Origin of the sequence: Amycolatopsis sp. lyj-109, assembly GCF_046548995.1 — a bacterium.
Taxonomy (GTDB): domain Bacteria; phylum Actinomycetota; class Actinomycetes; order Mycobacteriales; family Pseudonocardiaceae; genus Amycolatopsis.
Genome location: NZ_JAJPWR010000002.1, coordinates 29,870 through 45,419, shown reverse-complemented (window position 1 = coordinate 45,419; position 15,550 = coordinate 29,870). Strand labels below are relative to the sequence as shown.

The 15,550-nt window shown below is 71.7% G+C and carries 17 protein-coding genes; 9 read left to right on the top strand and 8 right to left on the bottom strand.

Annotated elements, in window-relative coordinates; all coding sequences use genetic code 11:
- The first annotated feature begins 3 nt into the window (after positions 1-3).
- Genes ACLJQF_RS04065 through tsaE form a run of 4 tightly spaced genes read left to right on the top strand, consistent with a single transcriptional unit; the run spans position 4 to position 3,807 of the window.
- A complete protein-coding gene (locus ACLJQF_RS04065) occupies positions 4-1,095 on the top strand; it encodes an ABC transporter ATP-binding protein (protein WP_410606862.1) in 1,092 nt (363 codons plus the stop codon).
- 29 nt (positions 1,096-1,124) lie between these two features.
- Positions 1,125-2,240: an alanine racemase gene (gene alr / locus ACLJQF_RS04060; protein WP_410606861.1), complete on the top strand. Its 1,116-nt coding sequence runs from the start codon at positions 1,125-1,127 to the stop codon at positions 2,238-2,240.
- Positions 2,237-3,337 carry an alpha/beta fold hydrolase gene (locus ACLJQF_RS04055; protein WP_410606860.1) on the top strand — a complete coding sequence of 367 codons (1,101 nt, stop codon included), beginning with the start codon at positions 2,237-2,239 and terminating at the stop codon, positions 3,335-3,337. Before alr ends, ACLJQF_RS04055 begins: the two co-directional genes overlap by 4 nt.
- Positions 3,334-3,807 carry a tRNA (adenosine(37)-N6)-threonylcarbamoyltransferase complex ATPase subunit type 1 TsaE gene (gene tsaE / locus ACLJQF_RS04050; protein WP_410606859.1) on the top strand — a complete coding sequence of 158 codons (474 nt, stop codon included), beginning with the start codon at positions 3,334-3,336 and terminating at the stop codon, positions 3,805-3,807. Before ACLJQF_RS04055 ends, tsaE begins: the two co-directional genes overlap by 4 nt.
- 104 nt (positions 3,808-3,911) lie before the next feature.
- On the opposite strand, the gene ACLJQF_RS04045 is transcribed toward tsaE, so the two are convergent.
- The 3 genes from ACLJQF_RS04045 to ACLJQF_RS04035 form a co-directional block, all read right to left on the bottom strand.
- Entirely contained in the window at positions 3,912-4,874 is a 963-nt protein-coding gene (locus ACLJQF_RS04045) for a serine hydrolase (RefSeq protein WP_410607443.1), read from the bottom strand.
- A 113-nt stretch (positions 4,875-4,987) separates the two neighbouring features.
- Positions 4,988-6,313 (bottom strand): carboxyl transferase domain-containing protein, encoded by a 1,326-nt coding sequence (locus ACLJQF_RS04040; protein ID WP_410606858.1) that lies wholly within the window; start codon positions 6,311-6,313, stop codon positions 4,988-4,990.
- On the bottom strand, positions 6,306-7,730 hold the full coding sequence (locus tag ACLJQF_RS04035) for an acyl-CoA synthetase (protein WP_410606857.1): 1,425 nt from the start codon (positions 7,728-7,730) through the stop codon (positions 6,306-6,308). Before ACLJQF_RS04035 ends, ACLJQF_RS04040 begins: the two co-directional genes overlap by 8 nt.
- A 99-nt stretch (positions 7,731-7,829) precedes the next feature.
- Between ACLJQF_RS04035 and tsaB the strand changes: the two genes are divergently transcribed.
- The 3 genes from tsaB to tsaD are packed head-to-tail and all read left to right on the top strand — an operon-like array spanning position 7,830 to position 10,017.
- Positions 7,830-8,495, top strand: coding sequence for a tRNA (adenosine(37)-N6)-threonylcarbamoyltransferase complex dimerization subunit type 1 TsaB (gene tsaB, locus ACLJQF_RS04030; protein ID WP_410607442.1), 666 nt, complete (start codon positions 7,830-7,832; stop codon positions 8,493-8,495).
- Entirely contained in the window at positions 8,492-8,971 is a 480-nt protein-coding gene (gene rimI, locus ACLJQF_RS04025) for a ribosomal protein S18-alanine N-acetyltransferase (protein WP_410606856.1), read from the top strand. The genes tsaB and rimI overlap by 4 nt, the downstream gene beginning before the upstream one ends.
- A complete protein-coding gene (gene tsaD / locus ACLJQF_RS04020; protein ID WP_410606855.1) occupies positions 8,971-10,017 on the top strand; it encodes a tRNA (adenosine(37)-N6)-threonylcarbamoyltransferase complex transferase subunit TsaD in 1,047 nt (348 codons plus the stop codon). The genes rimI and tsaD overlap by 1 nt, the downstream gene beginning before the upstream one ends.
- On the opposite strand, the gene ACLJQF_RS04015 is transcribed toward tsaD, so the two are convergent.
- The 5 genes from ACLJQF_RS04015 to ACLJQF_RS03995 form a co-directional block, all read right to left on the bottom strand.
- Positions 10,018-10,398 carry a pyridoxamine 5'-phosphate oxidase family protein gene (locus ACLJQF_RS04015; protein ID WP_410606854.1) on the bottom strand — a complete coding sequence of 127 codons (381 nt, stop codon included), beginning with the start codon at positions 10,396-10,398 and terminating at the stop codon, positions 10,018-10,020.
- Between the two features lie 145 nt (positions 10,399-10,543).
- Complete coding sequence (locus ACLJQF_RS04010; protein WP_410606853.1) at positions 10,544-11,023, bottom strand: GNAT family N-acetyltransferase; 480 nt, start codon at positions 11,021-11,023, stop codon at positions 10,544-10,546.
- A gap of 41 nt (positions 11,024-11,064) precedes the next feature.
- Positions 11,065-12,207 carry a non-hydrolyzing UDP-N-acetylglucosamine 2-epimerase gene (gene wecB, locus ACLJQF_RS04005; RefSeq protein ID WP_410607441.1) on the bottom strand — a complete coding sequence of 381 codons (1,143 nt, stop codon included), beginning with the start codon at positions 12,205-12,207 and terminating at the stop codon, positions 11,065-11,067.
- Positions 12,208-12,309: 102 nt separating this feature from the next.
- Positions 12,310-12,489: an LPXTG cell wall anchor domain-containing protein gene (locus ACLJQF_RS04000; RefSeq protein WP_285988154.1), complete on the bottom strand. Its 180-nt coding sequence runs from the start codon at positions 12,487-12,489 to the stop codon at positions 12,310-12,312.
- A gap of 11 nt (positions 12,490-12,500) precedes the next feature.
- On the bottom strand, positions 12,501-13,268 hold the full coding sequence (locus ACLJQF_RS03995) for a choice-of-anchor P family protein (RefSeq protein ID WP_410606852.1): 768 nt from the start codon (positions 13,266-13,268) through the stop codon (positions 12,501-12,503).
- A 332-nt stretch (positions 13,269-13,600) separates the two neighbouring features.
- On the opposite strand from ACLJQF_RS03995, the gene xrtP reads away from it, so the two are divergent.
- The gene (gene xrtP / locus ACLJQF_RS03990; RefSeq protein WP_410606851.1) at positions 13,601-14,140 is read left to right on the top strand and encodes an exosortase P; all 540 of its coding nucleotides are present in this window, start codon (positions 13,601-13,603) and stop codon (positions 14,138-14,140) included.
- Positions 14,137-15,513, top strand: coding sequence for a glycosyltransferase family 2 protein (locus ACLJQF_RS03985; RefSeq protein ID WP_410606850.1), 1,377 nt, complete (start codon positions 14,137-14,139; stop codon positions 15,511-15,513). The genes xrtP and ACLJQF_RS03985 overlap by 4 nt, the downstream gene beginning before the upstream one ends.
- The last annotated feature ends 37 nt before the right edge of the window (positions 15,514-15,550 follow it).

Below are 15,550 nucleotides of genomic sequence, written 5' to 3'. Positions count from 1 at the left end.
CCGATGGCTTCCATCACCTACGACAAGGCCACCCGGCGCTACGCCGGTTCGGACCGCCCCGCGGTCGACGCGCTGGACCTGGAGATCGCCGACGGCGAGTTCCTCGTGCTGGTCGGCCCGTCCGGCTGCGGCAAGTCGACCAGCCTGCGCATGCTCGCCGGCCTGGAGGACATCGACGACGGCGCCGTCTGGATCGGCGAGCGCGACGTCACCCAGCTGCCGCCGCGCTCGCGCGACATCGCGATGGTGTTCCAGAACTACGCGCTGTACCCGCACATGACGGTCGCGCAGAACATGGGCTTCGCGCTGAAGATCGCCGGCCGCCCCGCGTCCGAGATCAAGCAGAAGGTCCTTGAGGCCGCGAAGCTGCTCGACATCGTGGACTACCTCGACCGCAAGCCGAAGGCGCTCTCCGGTGGTCAGCGCCAGCGCGTCGCGATGGGCCGCGCGATCGTCCGCGAGCCGCAGGTCTTCCTGATGGACGAGCCGCTGTCGAACCTCGACGCCAAGCTGCGCGTGTCGACGCGTACGCAGATCGCCGCGCTCCAGCGCCGCCTCGGCGTCACGACGGTGTACGTCACGCACGACCAGGTCGAGGCCATGACGATGGGTGACCGCGTCGCCGTGCTGTCGGACGGCCTGCTGCAGCAGTGCGACACCCCGCGCGCCCTGTACGACCGGCCCGCAAACGCTTTCGTCGCGGGCTTCATCGGCTCGCCGGCGATGAACCTCGCCACCGCGAAGCTCACGGCCGACGGGGCCGAGGTGGGTGGCGCGCGCGTGCCGCTGACCCGCGAGACGATCGCGGCGGCCGACGGCGACACCGTGACCCTGGGCTTCCGGCCCGAGGCCCTCGAGGTCGTGACGGACGCGGACGGCGCCCTGCCGGTCAAGGTGGACCTGGTCGAGGAGCTCGGCTCGGACGCCTTCGTCTACGGCAAGCTCGCCCAGACCGACGCCGACGACACCCGGCCCAACGTCGTCGTCCGGGTCGACCCGCGCACGCCGCCTGCCATGGGCGACACCCTGCACCTGCGGATCCGTCCCGACGAGCTGCACGTGTTCTCCGCCACGTCCGGGCTGCGCCTGCCCTGACCTCGGGTCATGGGAAACTGGGAGGCGTCATGCCTCCCAGTTCTCCCCGCGCCCAGGTCGACATCGACCTCGACGCGATCCGCCACAACCTCACCCTGCTGGGCGCCCGCGCGCCCGGCTCCCAGGTGATGGCCGTGGTCAAAGCCGACGCCTACGGCCACGGCGCGCTGCCGGTGGCGCGCGCCGCGGTCGAGGCCGGGGCCACCTGGCTGGGCACCTGCTCGCTCGGCGAGGCCCTCGCCCTCCGCGAAGCCGGCATCGAGACCCGGCTGTTCAGCTGGCTGGACACCCCGGACGCCGACTTCGCCGCGGGCATCGAAAACGACATCGACCTCGCGGCCAGCTCGCTGGGTGAGCTTCGCCGCATCGCGGCCGCGGCGAAACCGGGTACCCCGGCTCGTGTGCACCTCAAAATCGACACCGGGCTCTCGCGCAACGGGTGCCCGCCGTCCGCCTGGGCCGAGCTGGTCGAAGCGGCGGCCGCCGAACCGCGGGTCGAGGTCGTCGCGATCTGGTCCCACCTCGCGTGCGCCGACGAGCCGGACCACCCGGCGACCGACCTGCAGGCCAAGCGCTTCGCCGAGGCCTACGACGCCGCCTGCGCCGCCGGGCTCGACCCGATGCGGCACCTGGCGAACTCCGCGGCCCTGCTCACCCGGCCGGACCTGCACTTCGACGTCGTCCGGCCCGGGATCGCGATGTACGGGCTGAACCCGGTGCCGCAGGCCGAAGACCTGCGCCCGGCCATGACGTTCCGGTCCACCGTCGCGCTGGTCAAGCGCATCGAAGCCGGCGAATCGGTGTCCTACGGGCACACCTGGACGGCTTCGCGGGACGCGAACCTGGCGCTCGTGCCTGCCGGATACGCCGATGGTGTCCCGCGGTCCCTTTCGGGCCGGATGGACGTCCTCCTCGGCGGGCAGCGGCGGCCGGTCGCCGGGCGGGTCTGCATGGACCAGCTGGTGGTCGACTGCGGCGACTACGAGCCGGCCGTCGGCGACGACGTCGTCCTGTTCGGCGCCGGGACGCGCGGGGAGCCCACCGCCCGCGAATGGGCCGACAAGCTGGGCACCATCGACTACGAAATCGTCACCTCGATGTACCGGCCGCGGGTGCGGCGCCGGTATCTGGGGGATCGCTCGTGACACCTTCACGACGATTGCTGGCCATCGCCGGCGGGGTCGGGGCCCTGGCCACCGGGACCGCCGCCGCCATCGCCGTCGCCGCGCAGCAGCAGCGGCGGCACAGTGAGGATCCGTACGTGGACGAGCCGCTGGGGGAGCTGAAGCCCGACCGCACTTCGACGGTCGCGGCCGATGACGGCACGCCGCTTTCGGTCGAGGAGATCGACCCGGAAGACGGCGGCGAACCGGAACTGACCGTCGTGGGGGTGCACGGCTTCGCGCTTTCGCGGCGCTGCTGGCACTTCCAGCGTCGCGACCTCGCGTCGCTCCGGCTGCCGCGCGTGCGTCAGGTGTACTACGACCACCGCAGCCACGGGCTGTCCGGCGCGGCTTCGGCCGAGACGTCGACCATCGAGCAGCTGGCGCGGGACCTGGACTGCGTGCTGCGGTCCGTGGTGCCGGAGGGGCCCATCGTGCTGATCGGGCACTCGATGGGCGGCATGGTCATCATGGAGCTGGCCGCCGAGTTCCCTTCGCTGTTCGAAGAGCGGGTGGAAGGTGTTGCCTTCATCGCGACGGCGGCGGGCGAAGTGGGCGCTCGCGGGTTGCCGCGTTCGCTGCTCTCGAAGTACAACCCGCTGACGCGCGCCGCCGGCGGGCTGGCCGGGTGGCAGCCGGGGCTGGTCGAGTTCGTCCGCGCGGCGGGCGGGCAGTTGACTCGGCAGGCGGTGCGCCGGCTGGCGTTCGGCAGCCGCGACGTCGCACCCCGGCTCGTCGACTTCATGCTCGAGATGCTCGAAGTGACGCCGGTCCGCGGGCTCGTCAACTTCGTCGACACACTCGGCAGCCACAACCGCTACGCCGCGCTGGCCGGCCTGAAGCACGCGGAAGTGCTGGTCATCGGCGGCGATTCGGACCGGTTCACGCCGTTCGCGCACGCCGAGCGGATCGCGGCCGAGCTGCCCGACGCGGAGCTGGTGCGAGTCCGGGGCGCCGGCCACATGGTCCAGCTCGAGCAGCCCGAGCTGGTGAACAGCCATCTGATCGATCTTCTGCAACGCTGTTCCGGTGCGGACGGCGAATCCTCGTCCCGGCGAACCTGGTGGTGGCAGCGTTGAGCATGGTGTTTCCCACGCCCGAAGAGACCATGGACTTCGGGCGGGCCCTCGGCCGCGTCCTGCGCGCGGGCGACCTGGTCCTGCTGGCCGGGCCGCTCGGCGCGGGCAAGACGACGCTGACCCGCGGCATCGCGGACGGCCTCGGCGTCGGCGGCCGCGTGAGCTCCCCGACGTTCGTCCTGGCCCGCGTCCACCCGGCGGGTGCTCTCGGTGTCCCCTTGGTGCACGTGGACGCGTACCGCCTGGGCGGCGACCTTTCCCAGCTGGACGACCTCGACCTGGACACGGACCTGGAGCGTTCGGCGATCGTCGTCGAGTGGGGCGAGGGTTCGGCCGAGCGCCTCTCGGCCGATTACCTGGTAGTCCGGCTGAACCGCCGCGAGGACGACGTCCGAGAGGTCACCCTCGAACCGCACGGCACCTGGGCCGACCGTGCCGGCGAGCTGCGCGACCCCGCCCGGCTGTCTTGAATGACTCATTCAGGACCTCCAGAGTCCTGAATGAGTCATTCAAGACGCGCCGGAGGGCAGCGACCGCCAGTGTCCACGGTGGTCGCTGCCCTCGGTAGCTACGCTCAGCCGCCGTTGTACTGCTGGTAGGCCGGTGCCCGGAATGCCCTGGCGCCCGCGCCCGCGATCTTGTCGACCGCGCGCAGGAACTTCGGCCCCATCTTCGCGGTGGCCTGCCGGACCGGGTGCGTGGCCCCGAAGTCCTCCGGGTTCGCCTGGCCGTGCGCGAACATCGAGTAGATCACCACCGGCTTGCCCGCGGCGTCGAACATGATTCCCGCCTCGTTGCGGCCGTCGTTCAGCCAGCCCGCCTTCGTGGCGATCCTCGCCCGATCGACGGACGACATCTCACGCCGGACACCGTCGGTGAACGCCACCTGCGACCGCAGGATGGACAGCAGGTAATCCGTCGACGCCGGGCTCAGCAGTGTGCCCGCGACCAGCGCCTTCAGCAGGTCGTGGGTCTCGCGCGGAGTGGTTTTGCCGAGGAAGTAGCGGTTCGGGTTGGCCACCGGCGTGACCTGGGTCTTGGGGAAGCCCTTGGTCACCAGGATCTGGTTGATCTCGGCCGCCGGAACCACGAGCCCCACCAGCCGGACGCACGTGTCATCCGAAACCGTGAGGAACAGCGACAGGACGTGACCCAGCGTGAACGCGCTCGGGTACGCCTTGTCCAGGATGATGATGCCGTCACCACCCGGCACGACGATGCTCGCCGGCACCTGGACCTGCTGGTCCAGCGTGAGCAGGCCACGGTCGATCTTGTCCATCAAGGTGACCGCGACGGCCACCTTGTTGACGCTGTACGCCTCGACGATCTCGTCGGACGCCACGTCGACGGCCACCTGGTCGGCCACGCTGATGTAGGAGTTCCAGGTGCCGCCTGCCTCAGCGGCCGCGTTGTCGTAGACGCGCTTCACCTTCTGCCTGGCCCGGTCCGGTGTGGCCGGGCTGGCCTCGATGTCTGCTTCCTGCGCGTACGCGGGAGAGCCGGCCAGAATGCTTCCAGCGGCGACGGCGGTCCCCAAACCGAACGCCGCTCGCCTGTTGAGTTGATACCCCATCGCAAGATCCAACCACGGATGGACGAACCAGTCCCGGGATCGCCCAGACCTCGTGAGTGGTAATTAGGGTTCTAACCCTAATTACCACTCACGACCGCGCGGGCGACGCCTAGGGCCACGAGGTCCTGGGGCCGCAGGTGCAGCTGGTTGGCGATGTCCGGGACCTCCGAAGCCGGGCGCTTGAGGATCGCCGCCGCGGCTTCCGGGGACGTCACCGAGAAGTACGCGTCCGGTGTCACCCACGTCGAGCCCGCCGCCGCGAACGCCAGCGCGCCGCCCGAGCCGCCTTCGCCGATCACCAGCGTCGTCACCGGGACCGAGGCCGTCGCCACCGCCTCGAACAGCTCCGCGATCGCCCCGCCCGCGCCCGCCTGCTCGGCCGCCGCGTCGTTGGCCGCGCCCGGGGTGTCGACCAGGGTCAGCACCGGGATGCCCAGCCGCGACGCCAGCCGCACCAGCCGCGCCGCCGTCCGGAAGCCCGACGGCAGCGTCGGGGTGCCGCACTGCGCCGCGTACGCGATGGTCCGCCCGTCGCGCCGGCCGAAGCCGCACGCGACACCGGGGTCCGTGCCACCGACGCGGTCGCCGCTGACGTCTTCCCGCCAGTCGAAGTACGCGTCGAGGTACTCCGCCGCCCGGGCCCGCGAGGGTGACCGCGCCGCCTGGACCGCCTCCCAGCCCGTCGCGGGCAGGGGAGCGGCCCGCAGTGCGTGCGGCGGCGGGGCCGCGGCCGACGAATGCGCGGTCAGTAGCCGCAGCCACCGTTCCAGCGTCGCGCCGAGGTCCTCCGGGGCCACGACGGCGTCGACCTGACCCCAGCCGAGGTGCGCCTCCGCGGTGTACGCCTCCGGCGAGCCCGGCGGGCGCACCCGCGAGCCCGCGAAGCCGACCTGCGCCTCCGGCAGCGCGAGGACGACGTCGGCGCCCGCGCCGAGCGTCGCCCAGCCGCCGCCGGTCGTCGGGTCGCGCAGCACCGAGATCTGCGGGATGCCCACCGAACGCGTCAACGCCGACGCCCGCGCCACCCGCTGCAGCTGCATCAACGCGCGCATGCCCTGCTGCATGCGGCTGCCGCCGGTCGCGATCAGCGACACCACCGGCAGCCGCGCGTCGCGGGCGTGCGCGAACGCCGCCTCGATCCGGTCGCCGGTGCGCTGCCCGAGCGACCCGCCGAGGAACCCGAACTCGAAGGCGATCAGCACCGCCTCGACGTCGCCGATCTTCGCCGTCCCGCAGACGACCGACTCCTTCTCGCCGGTTCGGTTTTCCGCGGCGGAACGCGCTTCCCGGTAGCCCGGCCAGCCGATCGGGCCGTCGGCGGGCTCCTCGCGCAGCGGGGTGGCGAACTCCGTGAACCCGTTTGCAATCGCGCCGACGATCTCGCGCGCCGGCAGCCTAGACACCGAGCGCCCGCTTCATGACCTTGCCCATGTCGTTGCGCGGCAACGCATCCAGGTACCGGACGACCCGCGGGCGTTTGTGCGGCGCGAGCAGCTTCGCGACGTGGTCGGCGAGTTCCCCGGCGGCCGGTGGCTCGCCGGTGGGCACGATCCACGCGACGATCCGCTCGCCGAGGTCGTCGTCCGGTTCGCCGGTGACGGCGGCTTCGGCGACGCCAGGGTGTTCGAGCAGCGCGTTCTCGATCTCGCCCGCGCCGATCTTGTAGCCGCCGCTCTTGATCAGGTCGGTCGCCTTGCGCCCGACGATCTTGACGTAGCCGTCGGTGTCGCGCGTCGCCATGTCGCCGGTGCGGAACCAGCCGCCGTCGAACGCGGCCGCGGTCGCGTCCGGCCGGTTGAGGTACTCGGTGAACAGGTTCGGCCCGCGGACCTGGATCTCGCCGACCGTCTCGACGTCGTCGATCACCTCGCCGGCGTCGCCGATCAGCCGCAGTTCGACGCCGCGCAGCGGGACGCCGACCGTGCCGGGCTTGCGCTCGCCGTCCGCGCGGACGCTGGTGTTCATCAGTGTCTCGGTCATGCCGTAGCGCTCGACGACCTGCTGGCCGGTGGCCGCGGTGATCCGCTGGTGGTCGTGCACCGGCAGCGCCGCGGACCCGGAGACGAGCAGCCGGGCACCCTTGAGCGCGTCCGCCAGCGCGGGGTCCGCGCCGACCTCGCCGGCGATCCGGTGGTACATCGTCGGCACGCCGAACAGCATCGTGGCGCCGTTCGAGAGTTCGCGCGCGACGCCCTCGGTCGAGAACCGGCCGAGGTGGCGCACCGAACCGCCGCGGCGCAGCGGGCCGAGGATGCCGAGGATCAGCCCGTGCACGTGGAACAGGGGAAGCGCGTGCACCAGGGTGTCCGCGTCAGTCCAGCCCCAGGCGTCCTCGAGGGCGTCCAACGTGGTCGCGAGGGCGCGGCGGGGGAGCACCACGCCCTTCGGCGGGCCGGTGGTGCCCGAGGTGTAGACGACCAGGGCCGGGGACTCGGCATCCGGTTCGTCCGGGATCGACGTGGTTTCGCCGGTGAGCGGGATGTCCCGGCGCGGCAGGGCCGCGAGCCCGGCGGGCAGCTCGGCGCCGGGTTCGGCCAGGACGAGCGCGGGTTCGCTGTCGGCGAGGATGTGGGCGAGTTCGCGTTCGCCGATCTTCGGGTTGAGCGGCACCGCCGGCACCCCGGCGAGCAGCGCGGCGACGACCGCGACGCTCGTGTGGACGGTCGGTGTCGCCCACACTGCCACCCGGCCGGGTGGCAGCTCGCGGGCGAGACCGCCGGCGACGGCGGCGAGGTCGTCGTAGGTCAGGGTGTGGTCGCCGAAGCGCAAGGCTTCCTTCGCGGCACCGGCGACGAGCGAGGGGAACAAGGGGTCGGGCACCGCGGGGACCTCCCAGTGTCGGACTCCAGGCGCACGTTACCGTGCTGATCGGTCCCCTGCAGCAAGCGGATGAAGACGCTGGTCGTAGGCTGGGACACCGTGTTGGTACTGGCGATCGATACCTCGACCCCGGCGGTGACAGCGGGCGTCGTCGCGCTGGACGGCGGCTTGGTCGAGACGCGCGGTGAGCGCGTCACGGTGGACCCCCGCGCCCACGGAGAGCTGATCACACCGCACGCGCTGGCCGCCGCCGAAGCCGCGGGGGTGACCCTCAAGGACCTCGACGCGATCGTCGCCGGCGTCGGCCCCGGGCCGTTCACCGGCCTGCGCGCCGGGATGGCCACCGCCGCCGCGTTCGGCCACGCCCTCGGCATCCCGGTGTACCCGGTCTGCAGCCTCGACGCGCTGGCCGCCGACGTCGCCCCGGGGGACAACGCTTTCCTGGTACTCACCGACGCCCGGCGCCGCGAGGTCTACTGGGCCGCCTACGACGCCGCCGGCCGGCGCACCGACGGCCCGCACGTCCAGCGCCCCGCCGAGCTCGAGACCGACATCGAGGTCGCGGCCGGTGACGGTGCCCTCCTCTACGCCGACGTCCTCGGCGTCCGGCCGGTCGAGCCGCGCTTCCCGTCGCCCGCCGGGTTGGTGAAGGTCGCTCGGAGCGCCTTGCTCGCTTCGGAACCGCCCGCGCCGCTGACGCCGTTGTACCTGCGCCGTCCCGACGCCGCCGAGCCCGCCGCGCCGAAACGGGTGACCGCTCCGTGAGACTCGGGCCCCTGCGCCGAATGGACATCGCCCGGTGCGTGGAGATCGAGAAGATCCTCTTCCCCGGTGACGACCCGTGGAGCGCCCGCGCCTTCCACTCCGAACTGGACGTGGGCAACTACTACCTCGCCGCGCGCCCGGACGAGGGTGACGAGCTGCTCGGCTACGCCGGGCTGGCCGTCGTCGGGCGCCGCCGCGGCGAGTACGAGGCGACCGTGCACACCATCGGCGTCGCGCCCGAACACCAGGGCCAGGGCATCGGCAAGGCGCTGCTGCAGGCGCTGCTGGTGCGTGCCGACGAGTTCGAGGCCCCGGTCTTCCTCGAGGTCCGCACGGACAACACCACCGCGCTCGCCCTGTACGAGCGCCACGGCTTCGAACGGCTCGGCATCCGGAAGCGCTACTACCAGCCTTCCGGAGCTGACGCGTACACGATGGTCCGCCCGGCGCGGACGCGAGACGGGGTGGCGGGCTGATGGCACGCATCATCATGGGCATCGAGAGCTCGTGCGACGAGACCGGCGTCGGCCTGGTCCGCCTGCACGACGACGGCGCGGTCGAGCTGCTCGCGGACGAAGTGGCCTCCAGTGTCGAGCAGCACGCCAGATTCGGCGGCGTGGTGCCCGAGGTCGCCAGCCGGGCGCACCTCGAGGCGATGGTGCCGACGACGGAACGCGCGTTCGAGAAGGCCGGCCTCGCACTGTCCGATGTGGACGCCATCGCGGTGACGGCCGGCCCGGGACTGGCAGGCGCGCTGCTCGTCGGCGTCTCGGCGGCGAAGGCGTACGCGACGGCACTGGACGTGCCGCTGTACGGCGTCAACCACCTGGCCGGGCACATCGCGGTGGACACGCTGCAGCACGGGCCGTTGCCGGCGCCGTGCCTGGCGCTGCTGGTTTCCGGCGGGCACACGCAGCTGCTGCGCGTCGACGACATCGCGTCGTCGATCACCGAGCTGGGGTCCACTGTGGACGACGCGGCGGGGGAGGCGTACGACAAGGTCGCGCGCGTGCTCGGCCTGCCGTACCCGGGCGGCCCGCCGATCGACAACGCGGCCAAGAACGGCAACCCGGCGGCGATCGCGTTCCCCCGCGGCATGACGGGCCCGCGCGACGCTGCGTTCGACTTTTCCTTCTCCGGTTTGAAGACGGCGGTCGCGCGCTGGGTGGAAGGAGCCGCTCGCCGCGGCGAGGAAATCCCGGTGGACGACGTCGCGGCGTCGTTCCAGGAGGCCGTCGCGGACGTGCTGACGGCGAAGGCGATCCGCGCGGCGAAGGACCAGGGAATCGCCACGATGGTGATTTCCGGCGGCGTGGCGGCGAACTCGCGCCTGAAGGAACTGGCGGCCGAGCGCTGCGCGGCGGCGGGCATCGAGCTGCGAGTGCCTCGCCCGAGGTTGTGCACGGACAACGGCGCGATGATCGCGGCGTTGGGCGCGCACGTGGTGGCGGCGAAGCGCCCGGCGGCACCGCTGGACTTCAGCGCGAACCCGGCGTTGCCGGTGAACGTGGTTTCGCTCTAGCTACTGGGCGGTTCCCTTCAGCAGCCACCGGCCGATCGGGACTTCGAGCAGGACGCGGGGGCCGAAGGGGGCGATCTCCTTGCCGGCGTCCCAGCCGTCGTACTTGGCGGCGAGCGCGGCGAGGACGTCCTCCCGGAGTGCGCCGCCGTGCACTCGCGCCCGCCCTTCGGCGACGATCGGGTGGTCGCCGTCCTCGAGCGCGAGGCTTACCCGGGGGTCGCGCAGGACGTTGCGCACCTTGACGTTCCGCTCGCCGCTGCCGATCCAGAAGGTGTCGCCGAGGTGGACGAACCAGACCGGGGTGACGTGGGCCGAGCCGTCGGGGCGCAGCGTGCACAGCCAGAGGTTGCGGTCGGTCTTCAGCCGGTCGGTGATCTTCACGCCGCCAGCTTGCCTGTGCGCCGAGGTCGCCGCCATGCACTGGAGGTGTTTCTCCGCCACCCCGAAGTCTGATTGTGGCCGTGTTCTGGCTTCGGATCGGGGTTGCGGGGGGTGTGGGCCCCGTGGTGCTGTCGCCGCCACCCGCTCAGACGGTGAACCGGAGCCGGGTCCCGGCGATGGGCGGTGGCCGCTCGGTCTCGGTGATCCCGCTCGTGGCGGCCTCGGTGACCACCGAACGCCACAGCGCGGCTGCGGGCGCGTTGTTCCGGTCGAACGACAGCGTCCACTCGCCGGGGTGGTGGGCGAACAGCAGTCGCGCCGTCCGGCGGGCCACGCCGCGGTGGCGGTGGCGGCGAACGACGAAGAACTCGGCGATGTTCCACGATCCGTCGTCGTCGACATCGCTGCGCAGCAGGGCGAAACCGGCGAGCGTGCCGTCGACGGTGACGAAGTACGCCTCGCGGCCGGGCTCGGTGAAGTACGCGTCCAGGTAGCGGTAGGTGAACGTGCCGTGGGGGGTGAGGTCGAGCTCGCGGATCTCGGAGAAGTCGTACTGGTAGAGCTGGAGCAGGTTCGCCAGCACCGGTTTGTCCGCCTCGGCCACGGCGGCGAGTTCGACGTCCACGCGCGTCAGTGTCATCGACCCGGCGCCCGCCCGCGACCGATTTACGAAGCCGCCGGGGCCACCGAACGCACGCCCAGCAGCTCCTCGATCGCCGCGACCGCCAGTGCCGCCGCATTCCCCTCGCCGTAGGGGTTCCCCACCTGGGCCGGGCGCAACTCCCCGCTCAGCAGCCGCGCCGCCAGGTCCGCGATCCGCTCGGTGTCCGTGCCCGCCGGCCAGGCACACCCCGCCTCCACGACCTCCACGCGCTCGGTGACGTCGCGCAGCACCACCACCGGGGTGCCGAACGTCGGGGCCTCCTCCTGGATGCCACCCGAATCCGTCAGCACCAGGGATGCCAGCCGCAGCGCGCGGACCAGATCCGGGTACTCCAGCGGGTCCGTCACCGTCACCCGGGGCAGGCCGGTCAGCGCCGCCTCCACCTGGGCGCGGACCTGCGGGTTCGGGTGCGCCGGGAACAGCACCTGGACGTCCGGGTGCTCGGCCACGATCAGCTGCACCGCCGCCAGCGTCCGCTCCAGGGGCTCGCCCCAGGACTCCCGGCGGTGGGAGGTGACCAGCACCAGTCGCTCGCCGGCCTCCGCGAGTTCCATCTCCAGCAACGCCAGTGCCGTGTCGCGGGCCGGCAGGTCGCGGGCCGCGATCTCCAGCACCGCGTCGACCACCGTGTTGCCCGTCACCGCGATCTGTTGCCGCGCAACGCCTTCCGCGCGCAACGCGGCCGCCGCGCCGAGCGTCGGGGCCAGGTGCAGGGCCGCGATCCGGGACACCATCTGCCGCGCGCCCTCCTCCGGGAACGGCGCCGCCAGGTCGTGGGTGCGCAGCCCGGCTTCCAGGTGGACGACCGGGATGCCCAGCCAGAACGCCGCCAGCGCGCCCGCGAGCGTCGTCGTCGTGTCGCCCTGGACGACCAGCGCGGCCGGGGAATGGCGGCGCAGCGCGTCGTCGAGCGCGGGCAGCAGGCCGGCCATCAGTTCGGCCTGGCCGCCGGTCACCCGCGGCGGCACGTCGAGCCACCCGTCCACGGTCAGCCCGAACGGCTCCAGGGCCTGCTCGACCATGCCCGGGTGCTGGCCGCTGTGGACCACGGCCGGGCGCAGCACCGGGTGCGCCGCCAGCGCCAAGGCCAGCGGCGCGAGCTTGACGGCTTCCGGCCGCGTCCCGGCCAGCAACATCACGTCCACCCCGCGGTGCCCCTTCTCCACAGCACACATTTTCCAGGAAATTTCCACCTCCGGGGCCGCCGGCGTGCGAGGGGCACACGCCGGCGGCCCGGGGTCACCGTCTCAGTCCCGCGCCTGGGAAAGACGGCGGTTGCGGCGGTGGACGGCGATCAGCGCGCCGGTCCCGAGCAGGACCAGGAGCACGCCGAGGGCCAGCCACCACCCGATGTCGGCGCCGGTGGCGGCGAGGGTGCCGACCCCGCCGCCGGCCACGCCGACGCCTGCGCCCGGCATCTTGTACATCCGGACCTCGCTCAGGCCTGAGCGGAACGGCGGCGGAAGATGCGGGTGCCGACCGGCACCGCGACGGCGCCGAGCAGGCCGAGCCCGATCCAGAGCCCGGCGCCGGACGCCAGCGGCATCGGCGGCGCGGCCGGGCCGCAGGTCGCCGACGACACGATCACGTCACCCGAGCCGAGCGCCTTGAGGCCTTCGCCGAGCAGCTTCACGTGGACGGCGTTCACCGTGAGGCTGCCGTCCTTGTTCTTCACCTGCTCGTTCAGGATGATCGTCGCGACGTTCAGCGCGCCGAGGCCGACCTTGATCTGCGTGTTCGCGGCCGGGGCCGCGTCGACCGCGCCGACGCTGCCGAGGTTCGCGCCGACCAGCTTCGTGCTGCCTTCGACGCCCTTCTGCGTCGCGGTGCAGACAGCCTCGACGAGCTTGATGCCGACGTTGCCGAGAGCGGCCTTGAGCAGCGGCAGCCCGACGTCGGCGGTGCTCGCCTTCGCCGTCACCGCACCGGAGTTCTCATCTCGCTTGGCTTCGGCGTTGATCGCGCCGGCGGTGAGGATGCCGGGCAGGTCGACCTTCGCCAGGCTGCCGGTCGTCGGCCCCGCGGTGTTCGCGGCCGCGAACGGGCCCGCCTTCACCGCGTTCTGGCCGAGCAGCTTGACGTCGACCTTGACGCCGTACGCGGACCCGTCGCCGGGGGCCGCCGAAGCGGGGGCCGCGCCGGCGAGCACGACGCTCGCCACGACCGCGGCGAGCAGGCCGCCGCGGCGCACGAGGGAGCTCTTCATCAAGTGATCCTCCGAATTCGCTGGATTTGTCCGGGGTTTGCGTGACGGTGGCGCGGATCTACCCGGCTTGCCTCGACTCGGCACGCGGATCGACTATCGCGAAGATCGAGCCGAATAGCACACAAAATTTCCCGAATCACCGGATCGGGTATTGCTCCGCGGCGTTTTCGCTGGTCGTTTTCGACATCACTCGATCGGCGTAACAAGGTGGGTGGAGCTCCAGCCGATTGGGGGCGGCAAACCACACCTCCGGGTGGAACCGCGGGCCTGGTGTGTTTTACGCTCGGCGGGGGTCCCGGCTTGATCGAAGAATCGACACCGAGAGGAACGTCGTGGCGGTAGCGAGCGCTCCGAACGCAGGTATGGCACGGTTTCCGCTGGTCATCGCACTGAGCGTGCTGGCGGCCGCGGGTGTCGTGGTGGTGCTGGCCGAGCGGTTCTATCGCGAGCTGGAGGTGCGGCTCGCCGGCGCGATCCTCGATCTGTTCACTACATCGGGTGTTTATGTCGCCGGTGATCGGGAGTCTGTTTACTTTGGGTTGACGAGTACTGCTCCGTTCGGGTTGAGAATGACGCCGGAATGTTCGTCGGCGTTCCTTTTGCTCCCGCTGCTCGTTGTGACGATGGTCATGATGTACTTCCGGCCGTCGAATGCGCGGCGGCTCTTCTTTTCGCTCGGCATTTCGGCGGTCGTCGTCGTTCTGGTGAATCAGCTCCGCATTCTGACGATCGTCGGTCTCGTGCACTGGTTCGGCACCGACGAGGGCTACTACTGGGGTCACACGCTGCTCGGCTCGATGGTCAGCGTGTTCGGCGGCGCCGTCTCGATCGTCCTGTTCGTCTGGCTGGCCACCCGGAAGAAGAACGCATGAGTGTCAAGGTCCTGCTCGCGATCACCCAGGCGTTCGCGCTGACCATGAGCGTGGCGTTCCTCGTCTACGTCGTGGTGATCGTGGTGCCGTACCTGCGCCGCAAGCCCGGCCCGGTCGGCGACCCGGCGGACTTCACCTGGCACTTCTTCGTGCCGTGCCGCGACGAGCAGACGGTCATCCGCGAGACCGTCCGCTATCTGCGCAGCACGTTCCGCAGGGCGCACGTCTGGGTCGTCGACGACGACTCGGAGGACCGCACCGCGCGCGTCGTCCGGATGCTGTGGCGCCGCCACGGCGGCTACGACCCGTACCTGCACCTGGTGCCGCGCGTGCGGCCCGAAGCCCGGACCGGCAAGGGTGACGCGCTCAACGCGGCGTACCGCGCCCTCGGCGACTGGATGGGCCCGGACGCGAGCCGCGACGACGTCGTCGTGGTGGTCGTCGACGCCGACGGCCGCCCGGCGCCGAACTGCCTGGAGGTCTGCGCGGCGGACCACCACTTCGGCGACACCGGCGTCGGCGCCGTCCAGCTCGACGTGTGGATGGGCAACGCCGGGACGCCGCCGCCGTCGCGCAACCCGCTCGGCCGCTGGTTCGGCCTCAAGCTCGCCCAGCTGCAGGACCTGGAATTCCGCACGGCGATCGCGGCGATCCAGACGTCCCGCGGGTTCACCGGCACGATCTCCATGGGCGGCAACGGCCAGTTCACCCGCCTCACCGCGCTGGACTCGATCGCGGGCGAGGCCGGCGAGCCGTGGCGCGGCTCGCTGCTGGAGGACTTCGAGCTCGGCGTCCACCTGCTCACCGCGGGCTGGCGCACCGGGTTCACCCCGGATTCCCACGTGTCACAGGAAGGTCTGTACAGCCTGCGGCGGTTCCTCGTGCAGCGCACGCGCTGGGGCCAGGGCACCATGCAGTGCGCCCGGTACCTGCGCCGGATCTGGGATTCCCCGCACGTCAGCACGCTCGGCGCGGCGGAGATGATGTACTACCTGGCCCAGCCGTGGCTGCAGCTGCTGGGCTCCCTGTTGTACCCGATCCCGTTCGTCCTGCTGGTGATCGGCACCGCGGGCGACCCGGCGCAGATGTGGACGTGGTTCACCGGCGGCGCCTGGATCCTGTTCGCGATCTACGGCTCGTTCGGGCTGCTGCCGTTCCTCGTCTGGGGCCCGATCTACCAGCTGAAGTGCTTGCGCAGCAAGAACATCCTGCGCGGGCTGGGGATGGGCTTCGCGTACGCCGCGTACATCTACACGTTCTACGTGACGTCGTGGCGCGCGCTGTTCCGGCTCGTCCGCGGGCGCAACGGCTGGGCGAAGACGCGCCGCAACACCGAGCAGGCGGCCGGGGCGAAGGTCGCGCTCGACGCCTGAAAGTTCGTGAAGGCCACCTTCAGGAACTTTAAGTTCC